General features: G+C 45.4%; 24 protein-coding genes and 5 tRNA genes. 23 read left to right on the top strand and 6 right to left on the bottom strand.

Annotated features, from left to right (window positions below):
* Positions 1-44 precede the first annotated feature (44 nt).
* From EK374_RS13430 to EK374_RS13340, 19 genes are all read left to right on the top strand, one after another.
* A complete protein-coding gene (locus tag EK374_RS13430; protein WP_127024505.1) occupies positions 45-2,864 on the top strand; it encodes a transporter substrate-binding domain-containing protein in 2,820 nt (939 codons plus the stop codon).
* A 166-nt stretch (positions 2,865-3,030) separates the two neighbouring features.
* Positions 3,031-4,806, top strand: coding sequence for an aspartate--tRNA ligase (gene aspS / locus EK374_RS13425; protein WP_127024502.1), 1,776 nt, complete (start codon positions 3,031-3,033; stop codon positions 4,804-4,806).
* 100 nt (positions 4,807-4,906) lie between these two features.
* The gene (locus EK374_RS13420) at positions 4,907-5,647 is read left to right on the top strand and encodes a YebC/PmpR family DNA-binding transcriptional regulator (RefSeq protein ID WP_127024499.1); all 741 of its coding nucleotides are present in this window, start codon (positions 4,907-4,909) and stop codon (positions 5,645-5,647) included.
* Positions 5,647-6,168 (top strand): crossover junction endodeoxyribonuclease RuvC, encoded by a 522-nt coding sequence (ruvC, locus tag EK374_RS13415; protein ID WP_046520634.1) that lies wholly within the window; start codon positions 5,647-5,649, stop codon positions 6,166-6,168. Before EK374_RS13420 ends, ruvC begins: the two co-directional genes overlap by 1 nt.
* A 28-nt stretch (positions 6,169-6,196) precedes the next feature.
* A complete protein-coding gene (gene ruvA, locus EK374_RS13410) occupies positions 6,197-6,820 on the top strand; it encodes a Holliday junction branch migration protein RuvA (protein ID WP_127024496.1) in 624 nt (207 codons plus the stop codon).
* 23 nt (positions 6,821-6,843) lie between these two features.
* Positions 6,844-7,854, top strand: a complete 1,011-nt coding sequence (gene ruvB, locus EK374_RS13405) for a Holliday junction branch migration DNA helicase RuvB (RefSeq protein WP_127024493.1) — start codon at positions 6,844-6,846, stop codon at positions 7,852-7,854.
* Positions 7,855-8,903: 1,049 nt separating this feature from the next.
* Entirely contained in the window at positions 8,904-9,329 is a 426-nt protein-coding gene (gene ybgC / locus EK374_RS13400) for a tol-pal system-associated acyl-CoA thioesterase (protein ID WP_127024490.1), read from the top strand.
* 37 nt (positions 9,330-9,366) lie between these two features.
* On the top strand, positions 9,367-9,987 hold the full coding sequence (gene tolQ, locus EK374_RS13395) for a protein TolQ (RefSeq protein WP_325049660.1): 621 nt from the start codon (positions 9,367-9,369) through the stop codon (positions 9,985-9,987).
* Positions 9,987-10,418: a protein TolR gene (tolR, locus tag EK374_RS13390; RefSeq protein WP_127024484.1), complete on the top strand. Its 432-nt coding sequence runs from the start codon at positions 9,987-9,989 to the stop codon at positions 10,416-10,418. Before tolQ ends, tolR begins: the two co-directional genes overlap by 1 nt.
* A 1-nt stretch (position 10,419) precedes the next feature.
* A complete protein-coding gene (gene tolA, locus EK374_RS13385) occupies positions 10,420-11,325 on the top strand; it encodes a cell envelope integrity protein TolA (protein ID WP_164731876.1) in 906 nt (301 codons plus the stop codon).
* A gap of 31 nt (positions 11,326-11,356) precedes the next feature.
* On the top strand, positions 11,357-12,679 hold the full coding sequence (gene tolB, locus EK374_RS13380) for a Tol-Pal system beta propeller repeat protein TolB (protein ID WP_233280252.1): 1,323 nt from the start codon (positions 11,357-11,359) through the stop codon (positions 12,677-12,679).
* A 42-nt stretch (positions 12,680-12,721) separates the two neighbouring features.
* The gene (gene pal / locus EK374_RS13375; RefSeq protein WP_046520642.1) at positions 12,722-13,228 is read left to right on the top strand and encodes a peptidoglycan-associated lipoprotein Pal; all 507 of its coding nucleotides are present in this window, start codon (positions 12,722-12,724) and stop codon (positions 13,226-13,228) included.
* Between the two features lie 21 nt (positions 13,229-13,249).
* On the top strand, positions 13,250-14,110 hold the full coding sequence (gene ybgF, locus EK374_RS13370) for a tol-pal system protein YbgF (RefSeq protein WP_127024475.1): 861 nt from the start codon (positions 13,250-13,252) through the stop codon (positions 14,108-14,110).
* A 389-nt stretch (positions 14,111-14,499) separates the two neighbouring features.
* A tRNA-Lys gene (locus EK374_RS13365) sits at positions 14,500-14,575 on the top strand.
* Between the two features lie 26 nt (positions 14,576-14,601).
* Positions 14,602-14,677: transfer RNA gene (locus EK374_RS13360), tRNA-Lys, on the top strand.
* Positions 14,678-14,694: 17 nt separating this feature from the next.
* A tRNA-Lys gene (locus EK374_RS13355) sits at positions 14,695-14,770 on the top strand.
* A 21-nt stretch (positions 14,771-14,791) separates the two neighbouring features.
* Positions 14,792-14,867 (top strand) — tRNA-Lys (locus EK374_RS13350).
* Between the two features lie 78 nt (positions 14,868-14,945).
* The gene (gene nadA, locus EK374_RS13345) at positions 14,946-16,004 is read left to right on the top strand and encodes a quinolinate synthase NadA (protein ID WP_127024472.1); all 1,059 of its coding nucleotides are present in this window, start codon (positions 14,946-14,948) and stop codon (positions 16,002-16,004) included.
* Positions 16,005-16,119: 115 nt separating this feature from the next.
* Positions 16,120-16,209 (top strand) — tRNA-Ser (locus EK374_RS13340).
* 394 nt (positions 16,210-16,603) lie between these two features.
* Here the strand turns inward: EK374_RS13340 and EK374_RS21145 are convergent.
* Together EK374_RS21145 and EK374_RS13330 are read right to left on the bottom strand one after the other, a co-directional pair.
* Positions 16,604-16,948 (bottom strand): FRG domain-containing protein, encoded by a 345-nt coding sequence (locus EK374_RS21145; RefSeq protein WP_407691859.1) that lies wholly within the window; start codon positions 16,946-16,948, stop codon positions 16,604-16,606.
* Between the two features lie 25 nt (positions 16,949-16,973).
* A complete protein-coding gene (locus tag EK374_RS13330; RefSeq protein ID WP_127024469.1) occupies positions 16,974-17,672 on the bottom strand; it encodes a 2OG-Fe(II) oxygenase in 699 nt (232 codons plus the stop codon).
* 271 nt (positions 17,673-17,943) lie between these two features.
* On the opposite strand from EK374_RS13330, the gene EK374_RS13325 reads away from it, so the two are divergent.
* Positions 17,944-18,195, top strand: a complete 252-nt coding sequence (locus EK374_RS13325) for a DUF4282 domain-containing protein (protein WP_127024466.1) — start codon at positions 17,944-17,946, stop codon at positions 18,193-18,195.
* A gap of 67 nt (positions 18,196-18,262) precedes the next feature.
* On the opposite strand, the gene EK374_RS13320 is transcribed toward EK374_RS13325, so the two are convergent.
* Together EK374_RS13320 and EK374_RS13315 are read right to left on the bottom strand one after the other, a co-directional pair.
* Positions 18,263-18,520 carry a hypothetical protein gene (locus EK374_RS13320; RefSeq protein WP_127024462.1) on the bottom strand — a complete coding sequence of 86 codons (258 nt, stop codon included), beginning with the start codon at positions 18,518-18,520 and terminating at the stop codon, positions 18,263-18,265.
* A 92-nt stretch (positions 18,521-18,612) separates the two neighbouring features.
* Positions 18,613-19,398, bottom strand: coding sequence for a CLCA_X family protein (locus EK374_RS13315; protein WP_127024459.1), 786 nt, complete (start codon positions 19,396-19,398; stop codon positions 18,613-18,615).
* 150 nt (positions 19,399-19,548) lie between these two features.
* Here EK374_RS13315 and EK374_RS13310 point away from each other — a divergent pair, with 150 nt between their 5' ends.
* Positions 19,549-20,862, top strand: coding sequence for a hemolysin family protein (locus EK374_RS13310; protein ID WP_127024456.1), 1,314 nt, complete (start codon positions 19,549-19,551; stop codon positions 20,860-20,862).
* A 56-nt stretch (positions 20,863-20,918) separates the two neighbouring features.
* Here the strand turns inward: EK374_RS13310 and EK374_RS13305 are convergent, their stop codons facing one another.
* Positions 20,919-22,802, bottom strand: coding sequence for a DUF885 domain-containing protein (locus EK374_RS13305; RefSeq protein ID WP_127024453.1), 1,884 nt, complete (start codon positions 22,800-22,802; stop codon positions 20,919-20,921).
* A gap of 200 nt (positions 22,803-23,002) precedes the next feature.
* On the opposite strand from EK374_RS13305, the gene EK374_RS13300 reads away from it, so the two are divergent.
* Both EK374_RS13300 and EK374_RS13295 read left to right on the top strand, forming a co-directional pair.
* Entirely contained in the window at positions 23,003-24,187 is a 1,185-nt protein-coding gene (locus EK374_RS13300) for an MFS transporter (RefSeq protein ID WP_127024450.1), read from the top strand.
* A 197-nt stretch (positions 24,188-24,384) separates the two neighbouring features.
* Entirely contained in the window at positions 24,385-25,965 is a 1,581-nt protein-coding gene (locus EK374_RS13295; protein WP_127024447.1) for an ATP-binding cassette domain-containing protein, read from the top strand.
* Here the strand turns inward: EK374_RS13295 and EK374_RS13290 are convergent.
* Entirely contained in the window at positions 25,962-26,375 is a 414-nt protein-coding gene (locus tag EK374_RS13290) for a hypothetical protein (RefSeq protein WP_127024444.1), read from the bottom strand. The genes EK374_RS13295 and EK374_RS13290 overlap by 4 nt on opposite strands.
* Positions 26,376-26,395 lie beyond the last annotated feature (20 nt).

Here is a 26,395-nt window from a genome sequence, read left to right as displayed (position 1 = left end):
TGTATTCGACATCTTAACCCAAGGTAAAAATCACTGTCCTGAACATGATTAAAAAGCTGCTGCTGTTGTTTGTGTTATTTACATGCTGTACTGCTCAGGCCCAAAACTCTGTAGCCGTCAGTCCGCTTCCTGCATCGCTGAAAATCGGTATATCCAGCGACACTTATCCTTACATGTTCATTGACGAGCAGGGCAAACCCGCAGGTTTAGTGGTGGACTACTGGCGCAAAGTCGCTGGGCAACGAGGCGTACAGGTCGAATTTATTGCCGCAGACTGGGCCGATACCTTGAGTATGCTGGATGCAGGGACTATCGATTTGCATGGGGGGTTAGGACGGACAGCAGATAGAGAACAACAGTATTTATTAGGCCAGAGCTATCTGGATATCTTCAGCAATGTGTTTGTGCATCGCGATTTAGTCGGAGTGCATAATCTGGCTGATTTAAGGCCTCATCTGGTGGGGGTTGTTGAGCGTTCTACTCATATTGATAGCCTGACAAAGCAGCAATCCGATTTGGTGTTAAAACACTATGATTCAGTATCGAAGATGTATGACTCGGCCTTAAAGGGAGAAATAAAAGCTTTTACTGGTCTTGACCGATTGCCTCCACGTTACAGCAATTACCGCGAACTGATGTCATTTTATCCGGTGTATAAAAAAGTACCGGTCCGGAAAATAGAGCTCACGTTTGCCGTCAGGCGGGATCAGCCGAAGTTGTTGCAGGCTTTAAAGCAGCTGGCAGAAGCTGTTGATATGAGTTTTCGAGACCAACTGGAACGAAAGTGGCTGAGTGTGGATACCGATCCTAATACCTTACTGATAGGGGTTTCTATTGGCAACCAGCCTTATATGCATGTCAGCGGCATCGGAGATGTACAGGGTATTTTTGTTGATTTATGGCGGTTATGGTCAGAGAAAACCGGTATAGCGATCAGCTTTGTACCTAATCAGTCCGAAGATTCATTAGCTTATTTACGTAAAGGTCGTATTGATGTGCAAATGGCTCAGGTGGAAAACGCTGAAAAATTTACTGGCTTAAAACCAGCGTACCATTTGTACAATATCTATTCTTCGTTATTTTATAATAGCCAATCTGTCCTCACCGATCCGCAACAGCTAAAAGGTGCCACGCTTGGCTTATTGCACACATCCAGCTTTGGTCCGCAGGTTCAACAGCAATTTCCTGATATCCGGCTACAAGTCTTTGATACTGTTGACCAAATGATTGAGGCCGTATTAAAAAAACAGTTAACAGGTTTTTTAGCCTCTGACGTAATAGTGCGCAATCGGCTGGGGCAGAGCAGCAGTCAGCATAGTCTTAAAGTGTTTCCGGGCATTCGTTATGAATCTGCTGTGTATTCTCTGATCCGTATTGATGATAAAGAGCTGTACCAAAATATTCAGCGAGGTTTTGCGCAAATCAGCCTGGATGAAATGGTGGCCATTGAAAAGCGTTGGCTGGACAAAGAGGCTGGCGGCTATTTCCAGACATTCCGTGACAAAGTGCCATTAACTGTGGCAGAACGACAGTGGCTAAACCAGCATCAACAAATTAGAGTTGGCGTCATGAGCAATTGGCGCCCGGTAGAGTTTGTGGATGAAAAAGGCGAAGCCCAGGGCATAACGTCGGATGTATTGAAACTGCTGAATAAACGACTGGAAGTGCAATTTGTACCTCAGCCATACAACGATTGGGAGCTGTTGTTGGCTGACTATAAAGCTGGAAAGTTGCAAATGGTGGCGAATATTTCCGACTTGCCAGAGCGACGCAGTTTCAGCGCCTTCAGTCTGGATTACTGGACTTTGCAGTGGATTATGCTTGGGAAGCATGATGCAAAATTTGATGCAAAAGTTGCTCAGATGTCTTCTCACCGTATCGCCATTATGCGCGAGTATCAATTTGTCAAACAGCTGAAAAAAGATTTCCCGCAACATCAGGTAATTGAAGTCGATAGCTTAGAAGAAGGGCTGGAGATGGTTGTGGAGGGCAAGGCTGACTTTGCACTGGATACTGTGGTTGCTTCAGGAATCGCAGTACGTGACCCCCGTTATGTTAATTTGCGGGCTTATTTGCCAACAGATTTACCGGTATATCCTTCTTATTTTGGAGTCCACAAAGATCTACCCGAATTATTGGTGATCCTAAATAAAGGCATTAAAACTATCAGTGATGCAGACAGAAAAAGCTTACAGGATAAATGGTTAAATCTTGAAATTAAACAAGGGGTGGACCAAAGTCGCGTGGTGACGCTGGTATTGCAAATTGCGGGTTTATTACTGCTGGTCATAATAGGGTTCCTGATCTGGAATTTTTCATTACGTCGTGAAGTTGAGCTACGTCGTAAAGTTGAAGAAAAAATGCGTTTCATGGCTGGCCACGATGACTTGACGCAGCTACCCAATCGCAGTTTGTTGGTTGAGCGACTGCAAACTGCGTTGCATCAACATGCCCGTCACAATGAAATGCTGGCGCTGATGTTTATTGATTTAGACGGCTTTAAACAGGTCAATGATCAATACGGCCACGATTTGGGGGATGAAATGCTAGTGAAGTTGTCGGCTTTACTAAGTCATTGTGTACGAAAAACCGATACTGTGGCACGTTTTGGTGGCGACGAGTTTGTTATTTTATTAACAGGGCTGGTCGACAGAGATGATGCGGCTATAGTGGCTGAGAAAATTTTACTCTATTTGCAGGAACCGCTGACTTTGTCGGTTTGTCAGGCGACAGTAGGTGCCAGTATCGGCATTGCTATTTACCCGCATGATGGTACAGATGCTGCGGCTTTATTAAAGTCTGCCGACAAGCTGATGTATCAGGTCAAGCAGCAGGGCAAAAGCCAATACAGGTTTAGTCGCTAATCGGTGTTTTACGATCCTGGTTTTCCGATTGAAGTACTGTTCAGGCAAATAAAATTTAATCTCGCAACCTCAACAGGCTCTAAGAGCAGTGACATTAATCGTCTTTTCTATATAATTAGCGCTCATTTTCGCAGGCAGATTAAAGTTCGACTGAAAGGATAAGTTAATGCGTAGCCATTATTGCGGTTCATTAAAGGCAGAAAACATTGGTCAACAGGTGTCATTGTGTGGGTGGGTCAACCGTCGCCGTGACTTAGGTGGTTTGATTTTTATTGACCTGCGCGACCGCGAAGGCCTGGTTCAGGTATTCTTTGATCCGGATTTAACTGACTTATTCACTCAGGCTGCCGACTTACGCAATGAGTATTGTGTGCAATTAACTGGGACAGTGCGTGCCCGTCCTGATTCACAGGTCAACAGCGAGATGGCCACAGGTGAAGTGGAAGTGTACGCATCCAGCCTGACTATTCTGAATAAATCTGCGCCAATACCGCTGGATCCAAACCAGAACAACAGCGAAGAACAGCGCTTAAAATATCGTTATATTGATTTACGCCGTCCTTTGATGAGCGACCGTTTAAAATTCCGCGCTAAAGTCACCAGCTTTGTGCGTAATTTTATGGACAGCCAGGGCTTTTTAGATGTTGAAACGCCAATACTAACCAAAGCCACTCCAGAAGGTGCGCGTGACTATTTAGTGCCAAGCCGTACTCATAAAGGTCAATTTTTCGCGTTGCCACAATCGCCTCAGTTGTTTAAACAATTGCTGATGATGGCTGGCCTGGACCGCTATTACCAAATCGTTAAATGTTTCCGCGACGAAGATTTACGTGCTGACCGTCAGCCGGAATTTACTCAGATCGATATCGAAACCTCATTCATGACTTCTGAGCAGGTGATGGAAGTCACTGAGCAGATGGTGCATCAGATGTTCCTCGAGCTGTTGAATGTCGATTTAGGCAAAATGCCACGCATGACCTACAACGAAGCCATGCGTTTATACGGTTCAGACAAACCGGATCTGCGTAACCCTATGCAATTCGTAGACGTGGCAGACTTATTAAAAGATGTTGAATTCAAAGTATTCTCTGGCCCGGCTAATGATAAAAAAGGCCGCGTGGTGGCATTAAAAGTGCCAGGTGCTGCAGAGAAAGTTTCGCGTAAAGACATCGACAATTACACAGCTTTTGTTGGTATTTACGGTGCTAAAGGCCTGGCTTGGTTAAAAGTGAACGACATCAATGCAGGCGTTGAAGGCATTCAGTCTCCTGTTGCCAAGTTTTTAACGCCTGAAATTATCAGCGAAATTTTAAGCCGCACTGAAGCGACCACTGGCGACTTAATTTTCTTCGGCGCTGACAGCTACAAAGTAGTCTGTGAAGCTATGGGCGCTTTACGTTTGAAGTTAGGCGAAGATTTAGGTTTAACAGTACAGGGCTGGAAACCGTTGTGGGTCGTTGACTTCCCAATGTTTGAAGAAAACGATGATGGCAGCTTCTCTGCTGTGCACCACCCATTCACTTCTCCTTTGGACACAGCTGAGTTTTTAGCGACTGAAATGGACAAGCTGGATCACCGAGCGCTGTTATCTAATGCCTACGATATGGTGTTAAACGGTACCGAATTAGGTGGTGGTTCTGTCCGTATCCACACGCCAGATGTACAAGCTAAAGTATTCCAGTTACTGGGCATCAGCGATGAAGAAGCAGCTGAGAAGTTTGGTTTCTTACTGGAAGCCCTACGTTATGGCGCGCCTCCGCATGCTGGTTTAGCATTTGGATTAGACCGTTTGGTGATGTTAATGACAGGCGCTACTTCTATTCGTGATGTAATGGCCTTTCCAAAAACAGCCACAGCTGCTTGTCCGCTGACCGACGCTCCAGGCGAAGCCAATCCGGCTCAATTGGCCGAGCTAGGTATTCAGGTGGTAAAAAAACAATAACTGACGAAGTGCCGCAAGCTGTTATTGCGCGCTTTTGATGAAGTATGTTGAAGCGGCTCAGGCCGCTTCACTTTTATAATAACAATGGAGTTTGATGCTGATGGCTGGTCATAGTAAATGGGCTAACATGAAGCACCGCAAAGCTCGTCAGGATGCCAAGCGGGTCAAGATTTTCACCAAACTGATTCGTGAGCTGACGGTGTCAGCCCGCATCAGCGCTGATGTCGATGCCAATCCACGGTTACGCACAGCAGTAGCAAAAGCACTGTTGAATAATATGACGCGTGATGCGATAGACAGGGCTATTAAACGGGGCGCAGGTGAGCAGGACGGTAGCAATTACGAAGAGTTAGTATATGAAGGCTATGGCCCTTGTGGTGTAGCTATAGTAGTTGAAACGCTGACCGACAATCATAAACGTACAGTGGCTGATGTACGCAGTGCTTTTACTAAATACGGCAATATGGGCACCGCAGGCTCTGTCAGTTATTTATTCAGTAAAAAAGGCATTATTTCTTTTGCGCCGGGTTTATCGGAAGATCAGGTGCTGGACATAGCGTTAGAAGCTGGTGCTGAAGATGTGGTCAGTCATGAAGATGGCAGTATTGAAGTCATCACCAGTCCAGACAGTTTTAACGATGTGCGTGAAGCTTTAGAGGCCGCAAAGTTAGTAGCGGACGACGCTGAAATTACCATGGTGCCTTCAGTGAAAGCTAAAATGGATGCAGAGCATGTCGTGAAGTTTTTTAAGCTGATTGACATGCTGGAAGATTTCGACGATGTGCAAAACGTCTACCACAATGCTGAAATTGCGGATGACGTCATGGCGCTTGTGCCTTAATGGCTATCATCCTTGGTATTGACCCCGGCAGCCGGTTAACAGGCTATGGGGTTGTACGCCAGACAGGGCAAAAATTCGAATACATAGCCAGTGGCTGTATTCGTTTGACACTCAACGATATCCCTGATCGGTTGAAACAAATTTTTGATGGTGTCAGTGAAATTATTCAGCAAACCCAGCCGGATGTTTTTGCAATAGAGCAAGTGTTTATGGCGCGCAACCCGGACTCGGCTTTAAAACTCGGGCAAGCCCGCGGTGCCGCCATAGTTGCCGCTAAAAACGCCGGGCTTGAGGTGTTTGAGTACTCAGCCCGTCAGGTCAAACAAGCTGTTGTAGGTACTGGTGCTGCGGATAAAACTCAGGTGCAGCATATGATCCGCACCTTATTAAAATTACCAGGCAATCCACAAGCCGATGCTGCCGATGCCCTTGCTGTGGCTATGTGTCACGGGCATACTCACCAAAGTTTATTGCATATGGCAGGACAGGCTACTAAAACAGTGCGTGGCCGCCTACGCTGATTTTTTCTGAATACCGGAGCTTTTGACTGTGATTGGATTATTACGTGGTGTTATTTTAGAAAAGCAGGCGCCGGATTTGTTAATCGATGTGGCAGGTGTGGGATACGAAGTACAGCTGCCTTTAACCAGTTTTTATAAGTTGCCTGAAGTTGGCAAAGAAGCAGTGATCTACACCCACTTTGTGGTGCGCGAAGATGCACAGCTGCTATATGGGTTTCACACCAGCACAGAGCGGGCTTTGTTTCGACAATTGATTAAAGCCAATGGCATAGGGCCGAAGTTAGCTCTTACTATCTTATCCGGCTTGTCAGCCCAGCAGTTTGTCCGCTGCGTACAACATGACGATATCAGCACTTTGGTAAAATTACCGGGCGTTGGTAAAAAAACCGCTGAGCGTTTACTGATTGAAATGCGTGACCGCTTAAAAGACTGGGGGCTAAATATCAGCACTCCAGTCACTGATCATTTAGTGCTGGCTGGCGATGAAGTGGACTCGTTTGAACTGGTTGAAAGCGCTGAGCAGGACGCGATCAGTGCGTTAGTGGCATTGGGGTATAGTCAATTACAAGCCAGTAAAGCAGTGCAAAAAATTAAACAAGCCGATATGAGCAGCGAGCAGCTGATCAAACTCGCGCTGCGCAGTATGATTTAAACCAGATTTAAGCAGGAATACTCATGATAGAAGCCGATCGTCTGATCGATAGTAAAGCCAGTCGTGAAGACGAGCTGATTGACCGTGCCATCCGGCCTAAATCTTTGGCTGATTACACAGGGCAGTCTCATGTCAAAGAGCAGATGGCGATTTTTATCGAAGCCGCCCGTGGTCGTGGTGAGCCTCTGGACCATTTGCTGATCTTCGGCCCGCCGGGTTTAGGTAAAACCACCCTTGCAATGGTGGTCGCTAATGAAATGGGGGTGAATATCAAAAACACCTCAGGCCCTGTGCTGGAAAAAGCCGGTGATTTAGCGGCGCTTCTGACCAACCTTGAACCCAACGATGTGCTTTTTATTGATGAGATCCATCGCTTAAGCCCTGTAGTGGAAGAGATATTGTATCCTGCAATGGAAGATTATCAGCTGGATATTATGATAGGCGAGGGGCCTGCGGCCCGTTCTATCAAACTTGAATTGCCACCTTTTACACTCATAGGTGCAACCACCAGAGCTGGCGCTTTAACTTCACCACTGCGTGATCGCTTTGGCATAGTGCAGCGGCTGGAGTTTTATAAAACCGAAGAGCTGGCGCAGATTATTTTACGTTCTGCCCATTATCTGAATTTAGAGCTTGAACTGCCTGCAGCTACTGAGATTGCACGTCGTTCCCGTGGCACGCCCCGTATCGCTAACCGTTTACTGCGAAGAGTCAGGGATTATGCTCAGGTCAAATCCAATGGCCTGGTGCCAGTGGACATAGCCTCTGCTGCTTTGCATATGGTAGACGTAGACGCCAGTGGTTTTGACTATATGGATCGTAAGTTAATGCTGAGCATCATTGAGAAGTTTGCTGGTGGTCCTGTAGGGCTGGATAACCTAGCGGCAGCTATAGGCGAAGAGAAAGAAACCATCGAAGATGTGATAGAGCCATTTTTAATTCAACAAGGTTTTATCCAACGCACACCACGAGGTCGGATAGTTTCCCCTGCAGCCTACAAACATTTTGGTTTTGATTTACCTGAATCTAATTGAGTAATGATCGAAAATCACAGTTAAACACAAATTCGTCAGGAACGAATTTGAACAGCTTCAGCTGGCCTGATAAGGCGAGGGCAAGGATAGCCCGAGTAAAAATGTCAGGAACGAATTTGAACAGCTTCAGCTGGCCTGATAAGGCGAGGGCAAGGATAGCCCGAGTAAAAACGCCGGGAGCGTTTTTCACTCACATCGTCCATGATGTTCACCTTTGGCAGCTAAAGCTGTGAAAAACAGCTATCCTGCTGTTTTTTGAACATCGGAGTGCAACGACGATGGCCCGCAGGGCGAAGCCGGAATTAGCATTGCCAACAGTTTGGCGATGCACGGCTGAGCGCCAGTGGCTCTGTCCACTGGCCGGATGGAGTCATGGGTGCAGGCAAAAAAATCGTCTGGAGCGATTTTTAACACGGGAGCGAAGCGACGGTGGCCCGACCGGGCATTTTGCAGGAAAGCAAAATGTAAAAAAAAGCCCGCTAATTTAGCGGGCGAATGCAACAAGTTGAAGTAAATCTTCAAAATCCAGGGAACATGTTGAGAAGCAACATGACCATCTTCGAACAGATAATCACATCACCAGTATTCATCACTAAAGTTTGGGCACAAGGGCCGAAACTTTTGCGCTAGCTCAGAACACGGGGGCATTTTAGGGAGTTAGTGCATTTACTTCAAACTAGAAAAATTGAGATCTCGCATTATATTTTTTAATCTGAATAAATAGTTAATTTGTTTGAATTTTAATCTTATTTTGTGGTCGATATCTCGGCAACCCTTAAAAATTAAGGGGTGCTGAACAAAGTGATTATTTTCTCCGAATTACTAATTTTTGAGCAAAATTTATCTGACTAAGTAAAATGGTCGTTAGTCGCTATTTTTTCCCCTTCTGTCGTGAAGAGGAAACTTTTTATGAATATCAGACCCTGAGTTTTTTTAATCAGTCAAATTAACCGTAAAAGTAAAATATTTTTAACTCTGGTAAGGGTCGCCCTGTTGAGTTCGGCAATGGCCTCCAATATCATAGCGACCAATTTGGATGGCAAAACAGTATGATGCTTGAGGTGTTCGAGTTTCCGATCCGAGTATATTACGAAGACACCGATGCAGGTGGCGTAGTATATTATGCTAACTATCTGAAATTCTTCGAAAGAGCCAGAACAGAATGGCTTCGAAGTTTAGGCATAGAACAAGACCTATTGCTAAGTCAGGATATTGGTTTTGTAGTGAAAAGTGTTCAGATGGAAAACCATAAGCCGGGAAGGTTTAACCAGCTTTTGTTGGTAAAAAGTGAGATTAGGCAGCTAAAAAAGGCCAGCTTGGTATTTTGGCAGGAAATCTACAACGCAGATGCACAATTGCTTTGTTCAGCGCAGGTTAGTATTGCTTGCGTAAAACTATCATTAATGAAAGCGAGTGCAATACCTCGCGATGTTTTAGGGGTGTTATCAGGTGACAGGCGGACTATCAGTTCTTGATTTAATTCTTCACGCTAGTGTTGTCGTACAGCTGGTTATGCTTATTTTGCTGAGCATGTCTGTGATGTCGTGGGCCATGATCATTCAGCGCAATAAAGCCCTGAGTGAGGCCGTAGAACAAACAAAGCAATTTGAAGATAAGTTTTGGTCAGGCATTGATCTGTCAAAACTTTATAACGAAGTCAGCGCCAAAGTGACGGTAACTGGTGTTGAAGCTTTATTTAAGGCAGGTTTCAAAGAGTTTGCCCGCTTGCATAAAAGCAGCCGCCAATCTGGCGCCGTGATGGAAGGGACCCAACGTGCGATGCGTGTTGGCTTGTCTCGTGAAGTAGAACGTCTGGAAACGCATTTGCCGTTTCTGGCTACTGTAGGCTCCATCAGCCCCTATATCGGCTTATTTGGTACTGTTTGGGGGATCATGAACTCCTTTATTGCTTTAGGTGCAGTGCAACAGGCCACTTTAGCTATGGTCGCGCCTGGTATTGCTGAGGCCCTTATTGCTACGGCTATAGGTTTATTTGCAGCCATACCAGCGGTTATTGCTTACAACAAGTTCTCTCATAAAGTTGAGATGCTGGAAAGTGCGTACGCTAACTTTGTCGAAGAGTTTGCTAACATTCTGCACCGTCAGGCGATGGCCAGCGGAGATAACAACTAATGTACGTCCGTAAAAAACGCCGTATGGTGGCAGAGATCAACGTTGTTCCTTATATCGACGTAATGTTGGTACTGTTGATTATTTTTATGGTGACGACGCCGATCATCACTCAAGGCGTAAAAGTGGAGTTACCTAAGTCAGATGCTGAACCTATAGAGCAAATGAAAGATGGTAAGACTCCGCTGGTTGCTACAGTAGATGAAGGTGGTTTGTATTATTTTGAGAAGGATGGTGTCAATAAAGGCCCATTTAACGCTCAGGAAATGCAAATGGAAGTAGCCGGTACTTTGCAGGTAGAGCCAGGTACTCAAGTGATTATTAAAGGTGATGGCCGCGTGAACTATGCAGCTATTATCCAATTATTAAATCTGTTGAAAGATGCAGGCGCCCCTTCCGTTGGTTTAATGACTGACGATGTGGAGCAAAACTAAGATGGAACCAGCGTTTAAGAAGTCGCTGATCATCTCAGGTGGTTTACACGTTTTTATAGCTGTGTTGCTGTTTGTTAACTTTAATTTCTTTAAAAATGAAGAAATTTTAGTGGTACCTATGGCTGGAGACTTGAGTGCACCTTTAAACGCCACGACAGTCGACCAGTCACAGTTTGATGAACTGAAAGAAAAAAATCAGCAGAAAAAGAAAGCTGATGAAAAGCGCAAAAAAGATTTGGAAAAGAAAAAGCAGCAGGAAGAGCGCGAAAAACGTCTTGAAGCACAGCGCCTGAAAAAACAGGAACAAGAGAAAAAAGAAGCTGAAATAGCAGAAAAGAAAGCTATTGAAGAAAAGAAAAAACAGGCTGTAGAAAAAGAAAAACAGCAAAAACTTGCCGCTGAGAAGAAAAAGAAAGAAGACGAAAAGAAAAAGCAGCAAGAGATAGAGAAGAAGAAAAAGGAAAAATTAGCTAAAGAAAAGGCAGCTAAAGAGAAAGCTGCCAAAGAAAAGGCTGAAAAAGCCAAAGCAGAGCAAGAGAATCGTGAACGCGAAGCTGCAGAAGAAATGTTAGCTGAGCAGTTGGAAGAAGAAGCAGAAGCACGACGTGCAGCGAAAGCTGGTCAGATCCTGACCGAGAAGCAACGCTACCTGGCGATGATTGTTGCGAAAATCCAACAAAATTGGTTTGTAGACGATACAATGCGTGGCAAAGAGTGTCGGGTAAATATTCGTTTGGCCAGCAATGGTTTTGTTACTGCCAGCACTATCTTAGGTGGGGACAGAGCACTTTGTGAATCGGCGATGCGTGCAATACAAAAGGCAGGTAACTTCCCAATGTCACCGGACCCAGATGTATATGATGCATTAAAAGACATCACAACTATTTTACAACCAGAACTGAGATAACAATATGTTGAAGTTGATAGGAAAAAGCCTGGTGGCGTTCGCCCTGGTGCTAAGTGCAAAATCGTATGCCAGTTTAGAAATTGTCATTACAGATGGTGTGGACAGTGCCCGCCCTGTCGCTATAGTGCCATTTAAGTTTGAGGGCAATACACTGCCTAATCAACGTATTGCTGATATTGTGTCTGCAGATTTAATGCGCAGCGGTAAGTTTAACCCTATCGCCACAACACGGATGCCGCAGCAGCCTACCAACAGCAAAGAAATTGATTATCAGCGCTGGATGAAACAAGGCGTGGAAGCAGTAGTTACAGGCACTATTCGCGAGGTTGGAATTAACAGATACGCTGTGCGTTTTGAGTTGGTTGACGTATTTAAAGGTGCTTCAGGTGGTGGTTCGTCTTCTGCCATCATTGGTGGTCAGCTGACAACTGGGTTAACTCACATCCTTGATGCACGCGAAACTACGATCAGTGGCGACCAGTTCAGACAATATGCTCACCGCATCAGTGATATAGTCTATGAAAAATTAACTGGTGAACGTGGTGCTTTTTTAACTAAAATAGCCTATGTCTTAGTACGTGACAAAGCAGACTTTAAATATCAATTAGTTGTAGCTGATTACGATGGTGAAAACGAGCAGGTATTATTAAGAGCGAAAGAGCCTTTGATGTCTCCCGCCTGGTCACCAGACGGAACTAAATTAGCTTATGTGACTTTCGAGAAACGTCAGTCGCAAATTTATATTCAAGATATATATACAGGCCGTCGCAGTATATTAACCAGTTTCAAAGGCATCAATGGTGCGCCTAAATGGTCTCCGGATGGTCGAAAAATGGCCATGGTGTTGTCAAAAGATGGCAATGCAGAAGTTTATGTGATGGATATTGCCACTAAGGTATTGACAAAGCTTACAAATCATAGACGGATTGATACTGAGCCGTCATGGTCACCAGATGGTTCTAAACTTATTTTTAGTTCAGAACGTGGTGGTAATCCACAAATTTACAGCGTAAATGTGGCTTCAGGTGTGACTGAAAGGGTAACATTTGAGGGAGAAATGAATTTAGCTGCATCTTATACTCCAGATGGGCGTGGTATTGTTATGGTCAACAGAACAAATGGCCAGTATAATATCGCCCGCATGGACGTTGAGAGTCGCTATTTGCAGGTGTTGACTCGCACTTATCTGGACGAGTCACCAAGCATTGCGCCAAATGGCTCAATGATAATTTATAGTACTTTGTACGGTTCGTCACAAGTACTGGCACTGGTATCCATGGATGGGCGCTTTAAAGCACGGTTACCGGCGGCAAACGGCAGAGTTAAATCTCCGGCTTGGTCACCATTTTTATAAAAAACGAAAATTTGGTTAATTGATTTACTAAGGACAACAATTATGAACTTAAACAAAGTTTTAAAAGGCTTGTTAGTTGCGGTGCCAGTGTTAACTTTAGCTGCTTGTAGCTCAACTGATGAAGTAGCTGCTACTGATGCAAACACTGGTGCAAACACTAACCAAGTAGTTGAACAAGGCCTGTCAGCTGAAGAATTGCTGCGTCAGCAATTAGAAGCTCTGCGTCAAGACAACACTATTTACTTCGACTTCGACCAGTCAGCTATCCGTTCAGAATTCGCTTCTGTTCTGGAAGCTCACGCTGCATTCTTACGCGCTCGCACTAACATCACTGTAACTGTTGAAGGTCACACTGATGCTCGTGGTACTCCAGAGTACAACATCGCGTTAGGTGAGCGTCGTGGTCAGGCTGTGACTCAATACTTAGCTAACCTGGGCGTTGCTGCTGGCCAAATGTCAGTAGTTAGCTACGGCGAAGAGAAACCAGCTGTTGAAGGTAACGACGAAAGCGCGTTCTCTAAAAACCGTCGCGCTGTTTTAGTTTACTAATAACTGATACGAAGCAAAGCAGTGAAAAAATATTTAGTTACTGCGCTTTCTGTTATCAGCATTGCCTCGTGGGCAGATCCGGCTCCTGTAGCCGATCTGTCCCGCGCAGGCGGTGGCGCTATCCAGACTCCAAAATACGCCTCCACGGCTGACCGTATAGCTGCGCTGGAACGTATTGTTGAGGCCAGAGCCAACGCTCAGGTTGCAATGCAACAGCAAGTGTCCGCTTTATTAGACGAAGTGTCTGAACTGCGTGGCGTGACTGAAATGCATTCCTACAAATTAGAAGAAATATTGCAGCAACAACGCAATATTTATCAGGAAATTGACCGGAGATTAGGCACTGGTGCCACTTCTGGTTCAGCTTCAACCACTCCGACACAACCAAGCACCCCAACAACACCCGCTGAACAGGCGCCTATCGGCAATCCTGCGGCTTTGGTGAATGCTGGAGAGACCCAGACTGCTGAAACTCCAGTTGCAGGCAGTGCTGAAGCGTCTTCCAGTCCATCTGAAAGTGATGCTTACGAAAGTGCGGTGAATTTGGTGCTGAAAGATCGCGCCTATGATGCAGCTATCCCTGCATTCGAGAATTTCGTCCGCTCCTACCCGGATTCCAGTTACGCTCCAAACTCTTACTATTGGTTAGGCCAGTTGTTTTTCACCAAAAACGAACTGTTGAAAGCCAAAGCCCAGTTTGAACGAGTCGTAGCTCAGTATCCGCAGTCTGCAAAAGCAGCTGACTCTTTGGCTAAGTTGGGTCAATTGGCAGAACGAGAAGGGGATACAGCTGCAGCTAAGCAGTTTTATCAGCTTTTAGTCAGCAAATACCCTCAAGCTAAGCCTGCAAAAGCAGCCAAGGCAAAGTTAGAGACTCTGTAAGCGTATTGCTGTGCTGAATAAAGACCCTGGTAAATACCAGGGTTTTTTATAGGCACTACATTTTGTAATCATTCCTAATGAGCCAGAAGCTGTTAAAAAATATTCCATATAATTTGTTATGGAAAAACTGAAAACGAAAAATATGGACGAATGTTTTCCATTTCAGGAAAAAAAGGTGCGGCAATAGCAAAAAGCAAAAACACGCCTCATCATGGCAGTGTCCAAGGCGTAGCAGTTTTTTGTACAGAAATAATACTGTTATTTTTTGATTTCGCCGAAGCGGCCGGCTTTATGCTGTCATTTTAAGCAGTTGAACAAAGAAAATGGCCTTTCTGGTAATTTTTGGTTGCACTGGAAATTTAAATAAGTAAGATATGCGTCCGCGGCAGGGGTCATTAGCTCAGCTGGTAGAGCAGCGGACTTTTAATCCGTTGGTCGATGATTCGAATTCATCATGACCCACCACTCCCGCGCAAACTTTGTATCGAAATGGGTCATTAGCTCAGCTGGTAGAGCAGCGGACTTTTAATCCGTTGGTCGATGGTTCGAATCCATCATGACCCACCACTTCGATGCCCTAGTTTGGGTCATTAGCTCAGCTGGTAGAGCAGCGGACTTTTAATCCGTTGGTCGATGGTTCGAATCCATCATGACCCACCACTTTCTCGATTCTCCTTGCATGGGTCATTAGCTCAGCTGGTAGAGCAGCGGACTTTTAATCCGTTGGTCGATGGTTCGAATCCATCATGACCCACCATGCAATCATCGTCTTCTCAGTGTTTTAAGCTAAGCTTTTTGTGTATAATGCCGCACTTTTTAAAACCGGGTGGCCGTTATGGATCAAGCACTGCACTTCAACGAACTTGACTTTGTATTCCCGAAAAAACCTTTGCCATTAAACGCGGATCAAAAAGCTGCCTACAAAGAACGTATCAAGCTTTTGTTACAGCAACGTGATGCCGTATTAGTAGCGCACTATTACACTGATCCGGAAATTCAGGCCTTAGCCGAAGAGACGGGCGGTTGTGTGTCCGACTCGCTGGAAATGGCGCGTTTTGGCAATAAGCATTCAGCCAAAACTTTGATTGTGGCCGGTGTAAAGTTTATGGGCGAAACGGCCAAAATTCTGAACCCGGAAAAAACCGTCTTAATGCCGACTCTGGATGCGACCTGTTCACTGGATTTAGGTTGCCCTGCTGATGCGTTCAGCGCCTTTTGCGACGAGCATCCTGATCGCGTGGTTGTGGTCTACGCCAATACCTCTGCTGCAGTAAAGGCCCGTGCTGATTGGGTGGTGACATCCTCTATTGCTTTGGATGTGGTCGAGCACTTAGACAGCGAAGGTAAAAAGATCCTGTGGGGCCCAGATCGTCATCTGGGCGCTTATGTACAAAAACAAACAGGAGCAGACATGCTGTTATGGCAGGGCGCTTGTATTGTGCACGACGAGTTTAAAGCCAAAGCGCTGGTTGAACTGAAAAAGCAATATCCAAACGCCGCTGTTCTGGTTCATCCTGAATCACCAGCCAACGTAGTGGATTTAGCTGATGCTGTGGGCTCAACCAGTCAGTTGATTAAAGCCAGTCAGACCATGCCAAACGATACCTTTATAGTGGCCACAGACCGAGGCATTTTTTATAAGATGCAACAGGCTATGCCAGAGAAGACCTTTATCGAGGCTCCAACGGGCGGCAACGGCGCAACGTGCCGCAGCTGCGCACATTGTCCATGGATGGCGATGAACGGTCTGAAGGCGATTGAGGACGCTTTACTGCAGTCTGAAGGCCACGAGATATTTGTTGATGCCGATTTACGCGAACAAGCCTTAATCCCGCTGGACAGAATGCTGAACTTCGCAAAATCAGCGCAAATGCCTGTAAAAGGCAACGCTTAAGGCGTTAACAGCAACTTTTGCTGAAAAATCCAGCAAAAGAACAAGGCTTTGTATTTAACAGTTGCACGGCGCGGTGATTTTCAATAGGATAGCCGCGCTTGCTGTAGCAAGCCTCGGAGAGATGGCTGAGTGGCTGAAGGCGCACGCCTGGAAAGTGTGTTTAGGTTAACCCCTAACGAGGGTTCGAATCCCTCTCTCTCCGCCAGTTTAAATGAAAAAGCCCCGGACGAAAGTCCGGGGCTTTTTCATTTAAACCGGAGAGCGAGGATGTGGTTCGAACCCTTTGTTCGACCGGTTTGCCGGGAGCAAACCGGAACGCGCTTTAGCGCGGCCCCAAAGGGGGGGAGGGCAGGATGCCCGGAATAATCCCGAGGTACTGCTGTCGCGAACTAAAGTGCCGAGCTTTTATCCATAAGTAGCTTTTCTGTATAAATACGTAACAAGTCTTTGAATTTATCTCGGATATCTGAGATTGTCAGCTATGCATATTTAAATATGCACATAGGCCTGATAAGTCGGGATATATAGTTCTGGCATTTACTCCAAGTATATTAAGCTCATATAACAAGAAGCTCTTCTTGGAAGATGGAATTTTATATTCAATGAAACGCTCGAAAACCTTCGACATAGTTAATTCTCTCAATTTCTAGTGGAATAAACTGCTTATCTTTTTCTGAGTATGCATGCAAAGTGAACCAGCCGAATTGAGCTTTGACTCTATCGTTATTGATTCTTGGCTGAAACGCGAGAGTATTCGCTACATCAAATGGAGAAATGTTTATCTCCTCTGTATTACATACACCATGTGTATACAAGGAATACATCCAACCATCAGTATTCTCTGCAGAGTCTGATTGGCATGCAAACCAAAGTGCAATTAAAGGGTTCGTTGTCCAATCTAAAAGACGTGTTTTTAATCCATGATGTTGGGCTAAAACCGTTATTAAACTCCCTGAGTCAACTAAACCATCACTCCGACCAATACCAACTGGTCACGTTATACCTATAGTTGTCTGCAGTTTCACCATTCACAGCTTTCACCCAGTGCTCAGAACCCTCTGACGAAGGGTCAAACAACACACAGCGGTTGTACAAAGGCGGGATAGTTACGGGGTTATCATTCTTTCCCATAAATACCAGTTCACCCCCCTTGTCGTTGTGCCAATCTTTATTTAAATAGAGCAGCATACAAATTTCTCGGCCTGGTGAGTCATCCGCATGTTGGTTAACAAAATCTTTGGCATTTAAGCGAAAATAATTGGTATTAATTTCAGGTTTTGCCACGTTGATATCCGTTATGTGCACACGAAAGATACGTGATAACAAAGACATAAATTCATCGCTACGTAAATACGACAAAAACTCATGAGCTATAGCACAGGGATGTTCGTCAGCACTGGCCCCCGCGGCGCGGTCCCAAATGTCCCGCTGCACAAAACGTTCTGTGTCAGGGGTTTTTTGCCATTTTGCATTATTCACATACAAAGCAGAATAGGTATGCTTTTGCGTTTTCCAGCACTGTTGTTGTTGCAAAATATGGCAGACGGCATCGAGTTTGGCATGATCAAATAAATCATCAATAACGACATAATTCGGATTGGATCCGACTAAAATCTTTCGATAGGCTCGGATCGCAGTATCCGTAACTTGCTGTTGATTCAGCCACATAAAGATGACTCGCTTGTAGAGTTAGATCATGTCTAAAATCGCGATGATACAATATTTTCAGTCGGGTTTATTCAGTTAAATTGCTCTTGTTCAACTACGGCATGTAGAGCATTCGTCAAAAAAACCTCTCGAACAAAGTTATTGAAATAAATCATTTTTTTTATTACTTTAAAACAAGTTAGTTCATTTGAACTGGCTAAGACCCAGATTTTTGCTGCTAGTAAAGGTCGTAGGGTTTTTGGGATAACACAATGTATAAAAGGACTTCGTAATGAAAAGTATATTTTTCTTTGACTCCATGCTGACGCCAAAAATTATCACTGTGGTGTATTGGATCTTGTTGGCCGTTTCGGTCTTCAGCGGCTTAGGCGCGATGTTTTCCGACTATGGTGGTGGTTTTCTGGTTGGTTTAGGTATTCTGATTGGTGGTGCTGTTGGGGCACGTATTTGGTGTGAGCTGTTGATCGTGTTATTTAAGATCAATGCCAACCTGCAAAAAATTGCAGAGAAGAGCGATCAATAATACTCCTGATGCTACGGCAGTACAGCAAGTCAGTGACCGGCTTGCTGTTATTTTTAATCCAGCTCGGTCAGCCTACCCGCCATTCCAAACCATAATGTGCAAAGAGTTCCGCATCTTTAGCAAACCACACCTCAAAGGCCTGTACATCAAAACCTTCTTGTCTGGCTAACCTGAATATTCTGACTGACAGCTCCAGCAAGTCGCGGTAGACCCAGGCTTTGCCCTGATAAATCACAGCTAAATCAGGATGTTCTGCCAAGATCTCTATGGCTTTCATCGTCTGATTTAAACGACGTAATTCTTCTTTGCGCCATGTTGTGTTCATCCTTACGCTCCTTTGGTCAAAATACCGTCAGTATTTGCTGAGTACAGGATGCATTACAATTTTTGTGCCAAGGCTTTTACAGACAACAGAACTTAACGCAGTGCGCGGCCCAGCAAAGAAAAATAGTCAAGCCAGTATTGGGCTAATAGTGCAGACAAAGCGGAGTCCGGGTATAGGCCCGCTTTAGCCGCTTTGCTTTTTAAGGTGCCACTGACTAAAAAGCTGTTTTTAACTTGTTGTTGCTGCAGCATATGCTCAAAAGCCCGTGCTGCCAGTTCTTCCGGTTTGGCGTAATAATAAATGCCATGGTTTTGATCAAAAGCGGCAGAGGTTTTGACATAGCTATTGGGTTCAGATCCATCGGCAGATAGAAACAGCGCGCCAAAGCTCTGATCCAGATATTTATTTAGTGGGTGAGGCGATACAGTCGCATTATTTAGCCAACTGGAGCTGGCAAAAGCGGAAGCAGGAAGCTCATTGCTGAACAATTTACTGCAAATATAATGATCAAACGCATGGAACCACTCATGGGCTAAACTGCCACCCCCGGCATTTTTCGCTAACGCCAGCAAACGGCCTTGCGGCTGATAAAAAGCGCAGCTGCCTTGTTGGCCACCAATACCAAAATTCAGGTTCAGGCTTTGATTTAATGAAATCACTTGCTCTGGTACCTGCAACAGCAGCATCAGATCGGACAAAGCGTCAAAAAACAGATTGGCAGCCAATTGTTGTTCTTCGGCCGTAACCCAACGACCAATTTTAATACTTTGGAAACCAAAAATTTTTACTATGTCCAAAAAGCTGACATCGGCGCCGGATCTGTGCTGCGGACCGTTACGAAAATAGGCTTGCTGGATGCGGGGTACTAAATCGGCCATAGGATAACTGGTTCAAATTTAAACATTTTTTTAAAGGCTTGTGCTGGGAAAACAGAGTTTAAGTCGTATACTGACAAGCGGTATAGTGATTTTCATTAAAACCTTATGGCTTGCGCCACTGCAAAGCCTGTTGAAACAAAGAGTGATTTTATGTCCCTGCTAGAAAATTTGCTGATTATGTTATTGCTGATCAGTGCCAGTGCTTTCTTTTCCATGTCTGAAATAGCTTTAGCTGCTTCACGCAAAATCCGGTTAAAACAGCTGGCGTCAGATGGTGAACCGCGCGCAGCCTTGGTGTTGCAGCTGCAATCTAACCCCGGCAGTTTTTTTACCATAGCCCAAATAGGCTTAAACGCTGTGGCTATTTTAGGTGGTATTTTGGGTGAAGCTGCGTTTACGCCTTATATCCTGAGTTTACTGGATTTAATTTTTAAAAATCCGGCCAATGAAGGCATCGCCTTTGGTTTGTCAGTGTTTTTTGTCACTGCATTATTTATTTTGTTTGCCGATTTAATGCCAAAACGCCTGGCGATGTTAGCACCAGAAAAAGTGGCTATTTCTGTAGTGAACCTGATTTTGCTGATGCTGGTGCTCCTCAAACCTCTGGTCTGGTTATTCAATAGTTTGGCCAATCTGGTGTTCAAACTTTTTAACGTACCCATGCAGCGAATCGATCAAATTACCCCTGAAGATATAGTGGCTATGATGGATGAAGGTGCTCAGGCTGGTGTACTACAGCAACAGGAACGTACCTTGCTGGAGAACGTCTTTGATATGGACTCCCGCACTGTCACGTCCGCCATGACAGCGCGTGAAAGTTTAATTTATTTTAATTTAAAAGAATCGGCCGAGAGTATTAAAAACAAAATTGCCGAACATCCACACGCCAAATTTATTGTCTGTGATGACAGCCTGGATAAAGTGGTGGGTTATGTCGACAGCCGCGATATTTTGATGCAGGTATTGCATCAGCAGCCTATTAATTTACTGAAAGAAGGCATGATCCACACGCCTTTAATAGTGCCTGATTCGTTGTCGCTGTACGAAGTGCTGGCGCATTTTAAATCCAGCGGTATCGATTTTGCTGTGGTGCTGAACGAATACGCTTTAACTGTGGGTATGGTCACTCTGAAAGATGTGATGAGCATAGTGATGGGTGAGCTGGTTAATTCAGACGAAGAGCAAATAGTGCAGCGTGACGAAGCATCCTGGCTGGTCGAAGGCTTAACGCCGCTGGATGACGTGATGCGGGTTTTTGATATCGACAGCTTCCCGGATGATGAAAACTACGAAACCATTGCCGGTTTTATGATGTATATGCTGCGTAAAATTCCAAAACGTACCGACTTTGTCGTCTATCAGGGTTACAAATTTGAAGTGGTCGATATCGACAGCTACAAAATAGACCAACTGTTGGTGACTAAAGTCAAAGTGGCAGAACAAGGTGAGCAGGCTGGTGGTTAAAGGCTTAAAAAGCCAAGAGGTGTGGGGCAGAATCTAACATCTGCCCCCATTTAGTGTTATGCCTTCTGACTGGCCACCCAGTTTTTCACTTTCGTATCCAGCACCGACATTGGCACAGCGCCACCTAACAGCACTAAATCGTGGAAGGCCTTGATATCAAACTTGTCGCCTAACTGCGCTTTGGCATAAGAGCGCAGCTCAACAATTTTCAGCATGCCCAGCTTGTAACCTAAAGCCTGACCTGGCCATGCCATATAACGTTCGATTTCCGAGACTACATCAGATTCTGTGGTGCCTGTGGTTTCTGCCATGTAACTAATTGCTTGTTCACGCGTCCATTTTTTCGCATGCAGGCCGGTGTCAACCACCAAGCGTACTGAGCGGAATAACTCAGCTTTCAGACGGCCTAAATCGCCAAAAGGATCGTCTTTGTACATGCCCATTTCTTTAGCGACCAGCTCTGAATACAAAGCCCAACCTTCGACATAGCTGTTGTATGGCGCGACACGGCGCAGCAGCGGCAAATGCTCCTGAGCTAAATTCAACGCCACCTGCCAGTGGTGGCCTGGGTTGGCCTCATGGTAGGTCAGGGTTTTTAGATCAAATTTTGCGTTGGCTTTAATATCGCGCAGGTTAATCCAATAAATACCAGGCTTGCTGCCATCAATGGCTGGCGAGCTGTATTGGCCGCCCGCAGCGCTGTCCTGAATTTCTACCGGAATACGGCGTACTTCCACCGGATAAGGTGGTTTAGTGGCAAAAAGCTCCGGCATACGCAGATTTATTTCAGCTATGTATTTATTTAAGTCATCCAGCACCTGCTGACGACCCGCGTCTGAGTCTTCGTATAAAAAGCGGGCTTCGCCATTTAATGCCGTCATACGAGCGCCGACAGAGCCGTCTTTATAACCTTGAGCCTTTAAGATACTGTCCATCTCCTGACTGATACGGGCCACTTCATCCAAACCTATCTGGTGAATTTGCTCTGGCGTCAGGTCGGTATCGCCCAGTTGTTTTACTGACCAGGCATAAAACTTATCGCCATTAGGTTGAGCCCAAATGCCGGATTCCATTCTGGCTTTTGGCAGTTCTGAGCGCACTGCAGCAGCGAGTTGCTGATAACCTGTCTGTACTTGCTTTTGTACTAAAAGTGCAGCTGAGGTCAGATACTGCTGCTTTGCTTCTGCAGATAATTCTTTCAGGCCACCCAGTTTTTTCGCAAAATCTTTATACAGCACATGCTCTGTTACTTCACCGCTGGCATAACCATCTAAAATGACTAGAGATTTCTCCAGCAGAACTTTTGGCGCTATCCAACCCGTGGCGGCGTCAGAGACAAAACGCTGTTCAACAGCTTTTAACGCTGCGCCAAATTTTTCCAGCCGGCTTAGGTAGTCTTTTGCATCCTGTTCTGAGCTTATCGGATGCGAATTTTGTAAAGCGCCCGCCATATCTATGGTGGGACCGTTGATTTGATTGACGACAAAAGCTGAATGCCCCATCCAGGAGTCGATATAACCTTGAGGAAACTCATTGCTGCCGGCGTAGTACTGCATAATGTTTAGCATGACGGCCTGATTTTCCGCTTCAACATCATCTGCTGGCACCGGAAGGGTAGCGAGTTGGCTGATTACTGCATTCAGCTGTTTGCGAAGTTCAGCTTCCGCTTCTTCACTATAGTTCTCCAGTTCGGTGTTAAATGCTTTACCTACGACATCTTCAGATAAACCCAAAGCTGAGGCATTTAAAGCGCGAGCCTGAAACAAGAGCTGAGTGGCCTGTTGATACAGTTGTTCAGCTGACTGAGCAGCGGGAGCCTTGGTTACTTCAACTGTTGTTGTTGGTTGAGCAGCAGTGTTCGATTCTGCTTTTGTTGGGGCTTCGTTACAACCTGCCAACAGCACACCGCTGATGGCCAGAGCCAGAAATGACAAACGCATAGTTTTTCCTTTTGGTTTGAGTGCGTAAAGTAGAGCTTATCTTACGCTTTGATCTCAGGTATTTCAGCAGTGCGACAGCCATTTGCGGTAAAGCAAAGTAAAAATTAGCTTATTCGCGGTATACTTAGCCATCTTTTGTGAGCGCTCTTTGGCTCTGCAGTGTTGATGATGGTCGTGATTGAACGATATGACTAAAAGCTATGATTGATAAAAACACCCCTGCATTTTATGCCGCCAGTTTTGCGCTTTGTCTGGCTGCTGTTTTTGTGTTTGCCAACCTGCATATGTTGCAGCCTTTATTGCCGCTGCTAAGCCGTGAATTTCAACTGACACCCCTGCAAACCAGCTGGAGTTATGCCATAGGCACGCTGGCACTGGGCTTGTCTTTACTGGTGTATGGTGCCTTGTCGGATTCTTACGGGCGTCGCACTTTATTGCTCTGGAGCCTGGGCGGTATGGCGCTGAGCACATTGGCGCTGACTCAGGTCGAATCCTATCACTCACTTTTGCTACTGCGTGCTTTGCAGGGCTTTTGTTTAGGTGGTCTGCCCGCTATTGCCATCGCTTATATGGGCGAAGAATTCAGTAAAACGGCCATGGTGGTGGCTGTGGGTTATTACATCAGTGCCAATTCGTTGGGGGGCATCAGCGGGCGTTTGTTGTCAGGCTGGTTTGCAGAAATTAATCACTGGCAATGGGTGTTCTGGCCTATGGGGTTGGGTAGTGCGCTTTGCACTTATCTGGTCTGGCGTTATTTGCCTAAATCCAGCTATTTTCAAAAACAGCCGTTTCAGCTCAAACAAGCCATGTCAGATAACTGGTTCCATTTACGCCAGAAAACTTTGTTGCTGACCTATATGATCGGCGGCCTTAACTTTTTTATCTTTTTAAATCAGTACACTTTTGTCGCTTTCCGCTTGTCTGATAGCCCATATTTATTGTCCAGCGGTTGGATAGGTCTGTTATTTATTACCTATTTAACCGGTACTGTAGGATCGGCTTTATCTGGCAAAGTAGGGCAGCGAATTCATCCTGCGTTGGGCATGGCGCTGGGGATTGCTATTATGATGCTCGGTACAGCCTTGACCGTTTTTAATGCCTTGCCTTTGATTGTGTTTGGTTTTTTTATCAGTGCCTTTGGCTTTTTTCTTTGCCATTCTCTGGCCAGCAGTTGGGTTAATCAACAGGCGGTCAAAGCCAAAGCCAGTGCCAGCGCTTTGTATCTGGTGTTTTATTATCTGGGTGCTAGTTCTGGTGGTTTGTATTTATCGCCATTCTGGCAGCAGTGGGGCTGGAATGGGGTCGTAGCAGGCTCCTTGCTGATGTTTATGCTGACCTTAGTTTTCAGTCTGTGGCTAAAACACAGCGCAGCAAAAGCGCCGTGAAATAACTTGCGTCCACTTTGTTTTGCTTGTTAGCATAACGTCACTTCCACTTCGAGTACCGCTGAAATGAACAACTAAATTCCCGAAAATTTGTAGCCGTTATTTTACAAATCTTCAGGATAGCTGTTGTTTAACAGGTATTTATTTCATTTTCTGTTTGTCTGTGAACACAGCCTTCCTGTATTTCAGGAGTCTGTATGTCTGAATCATCTACTGTGTTGTTATGTCGCCAATTCCAATGGACCCATCCGGGTCTGGAATTATTACACCCAGCTATTGATCTGCAACTTCAGAATAAGGCTCAGGCCTTAGTCGGCTTAAATGGCTGCGGTAAATCGTTATTTTTGCGTTGTTTAGCCGCTCAGGACTCTGGCTTGGCTTACAGTGGTGAATTGCTTTGGCAACAGCCATTTTATTACTTGGCACAGCTAGAGCCGGATCTTAACCAAAGCATCAGCTGTTATCTGGGGTTAGATGCTTTGTTTGACGCTTTAGATCGAGTAGAAGCTGGCAGTCTGGACCACACTGATTTTGATTGCATCGGTGATCGCTGGTTAGCGAAAGCAGAGCTTAGGCAGTGGTTGGTGGATTTAAACTTGCCCGCAGATCCTGCCTTACCACTCAAGGCTTTAAGCGGTGGGCAGTTGATGAAACTGCGGCTGGCGAAGGCTTTTGCAACAAAACAGTTTTTATTGCTCGATGAAGTGTCAAACCATCTGGATCAACAAGCTCGTTTATGGCTTCAGCAGCAGCTAAAGCAGTACAAAGCTGGTTATTTATTGGTGAGCCATGATGTGGAGTTATTGTCGACTGTTGATTGTATTTACCAGTTATCGCCTTTAGGCCTGGAAAAATATCAGGGCAACTACCAGGACTTTTTGCAGCAGAGCCAGAGACTAAAGCAGCAGTTGCAGCAACAAAATGACAAGCTGAAAAAACAGCAAAATCGCCAACAACAGCAGCAACAGCTATTGCTTGAACAACAAGAGCAAAAACATCATCAGGCTAAAAAGAATAAAGCCCATGCCAATCAGGCGCCTATTTTACTGGGCAGAAAAGCTCAGCAGGCTGAACAAAGCCATGGTCGTTTGCAGCTTCAGGTGCAGGCTCAGCAGCAGGAGTTAAGTGCCAGGCGCCAACAGCTGCAACGACAACTGGATTGCCGCGACTTGCCAAAACTACCTTCTGTTGCCGCGGTAAAAGCATGCAGCGGTCCTGTGCTTTATTGTGACGGCTTGGTTTTACCTTATGGCTCAAAAGCGCCTTTATCTTTTCAGCTTGATGTGCAGCAGCGCTGCGTTGTCACTGGAAGCAATGGCAGTGGCAAGTCGACCTTACTTAAAATACTGGCGGGTTTTATTCAGCCAACACAGGGTTTAGTGCAGGTGAAACAACAGCTTTGGTATTTGGATCAGCATTTATCTTTACTGGATGATTTTCCGGACGCTGTAGAGGCGATCAGAACGCTGACGATGTCGCAGCAGGAATCGCAGATCCGAACTTGTTTGTCTGGTATAGGCCTTGGTGCAGAGCGCCTGAAGTTACCAACGCGGCAGCTCAGTGGCGGAGAGCGAATGAAGTTGTTGTTTCTGACTTTGGCATTGCAGCCTTATGCGCCTTTTTTGCTGCTGGATGAGCCGGATAATCATTTGGATTTTCAGGCGTTGGCTGTGCTCAAAAGCTTTTTACAGACTTATCCGGCGGGTTTTATGTTGGTGACTCATCAGGAAGCACAGTGGCAGCAGCTTGGTTTCTCTGCTTTGGTAAGACTGGATTAATCCAGTCTTACCCAGACCTCCTCAATTTTCATTCCATCTTCCATACCACTGTGATGCCAGAGATCGCCTTCGACTTTGGCTTTAAATTCATAGGTTTTATTAAGCATGCTGGCGACTGAACCTGTTTGTGGAGTTTCGTGATAGTCATTGCCTTTCAACTGGTAAGTGCCTGTTAAGGCGCTGCTGAAACTGCCGTCTTTATTGACTGTGACAAAACTGAAATAGCTTTTGGACAAGACTTTCACCGATTTCAAATCCTCGCCTGACACTTTGATCACAGTGCCATCGGCCTTGGTGTAAACCGCAGATTTAAGTGTCCAGCTGCCTTGGAGTGATGTAGGTTCTGACGCTTGTAGAGGTGCTACCGCAAAGCAGAAAGCAGCAAAGATCCCGATAGCTAAGTTCTTCATTTTTGCCCTTTTTTAGTAAC

It is taken from the genome of Rheinheimera mangrovi, from assembly GCF_003990335.1.
GTDB lineage: Bacteria > Pseudomonadota > Gammaproteobacteria > Enterobacterales > Alteromonadaceae > Pararheinheimera > Pararheinheimera mangrovi.
This window is presented reverse-complemented; position numbering and strand designations above follow the sequence as displayed.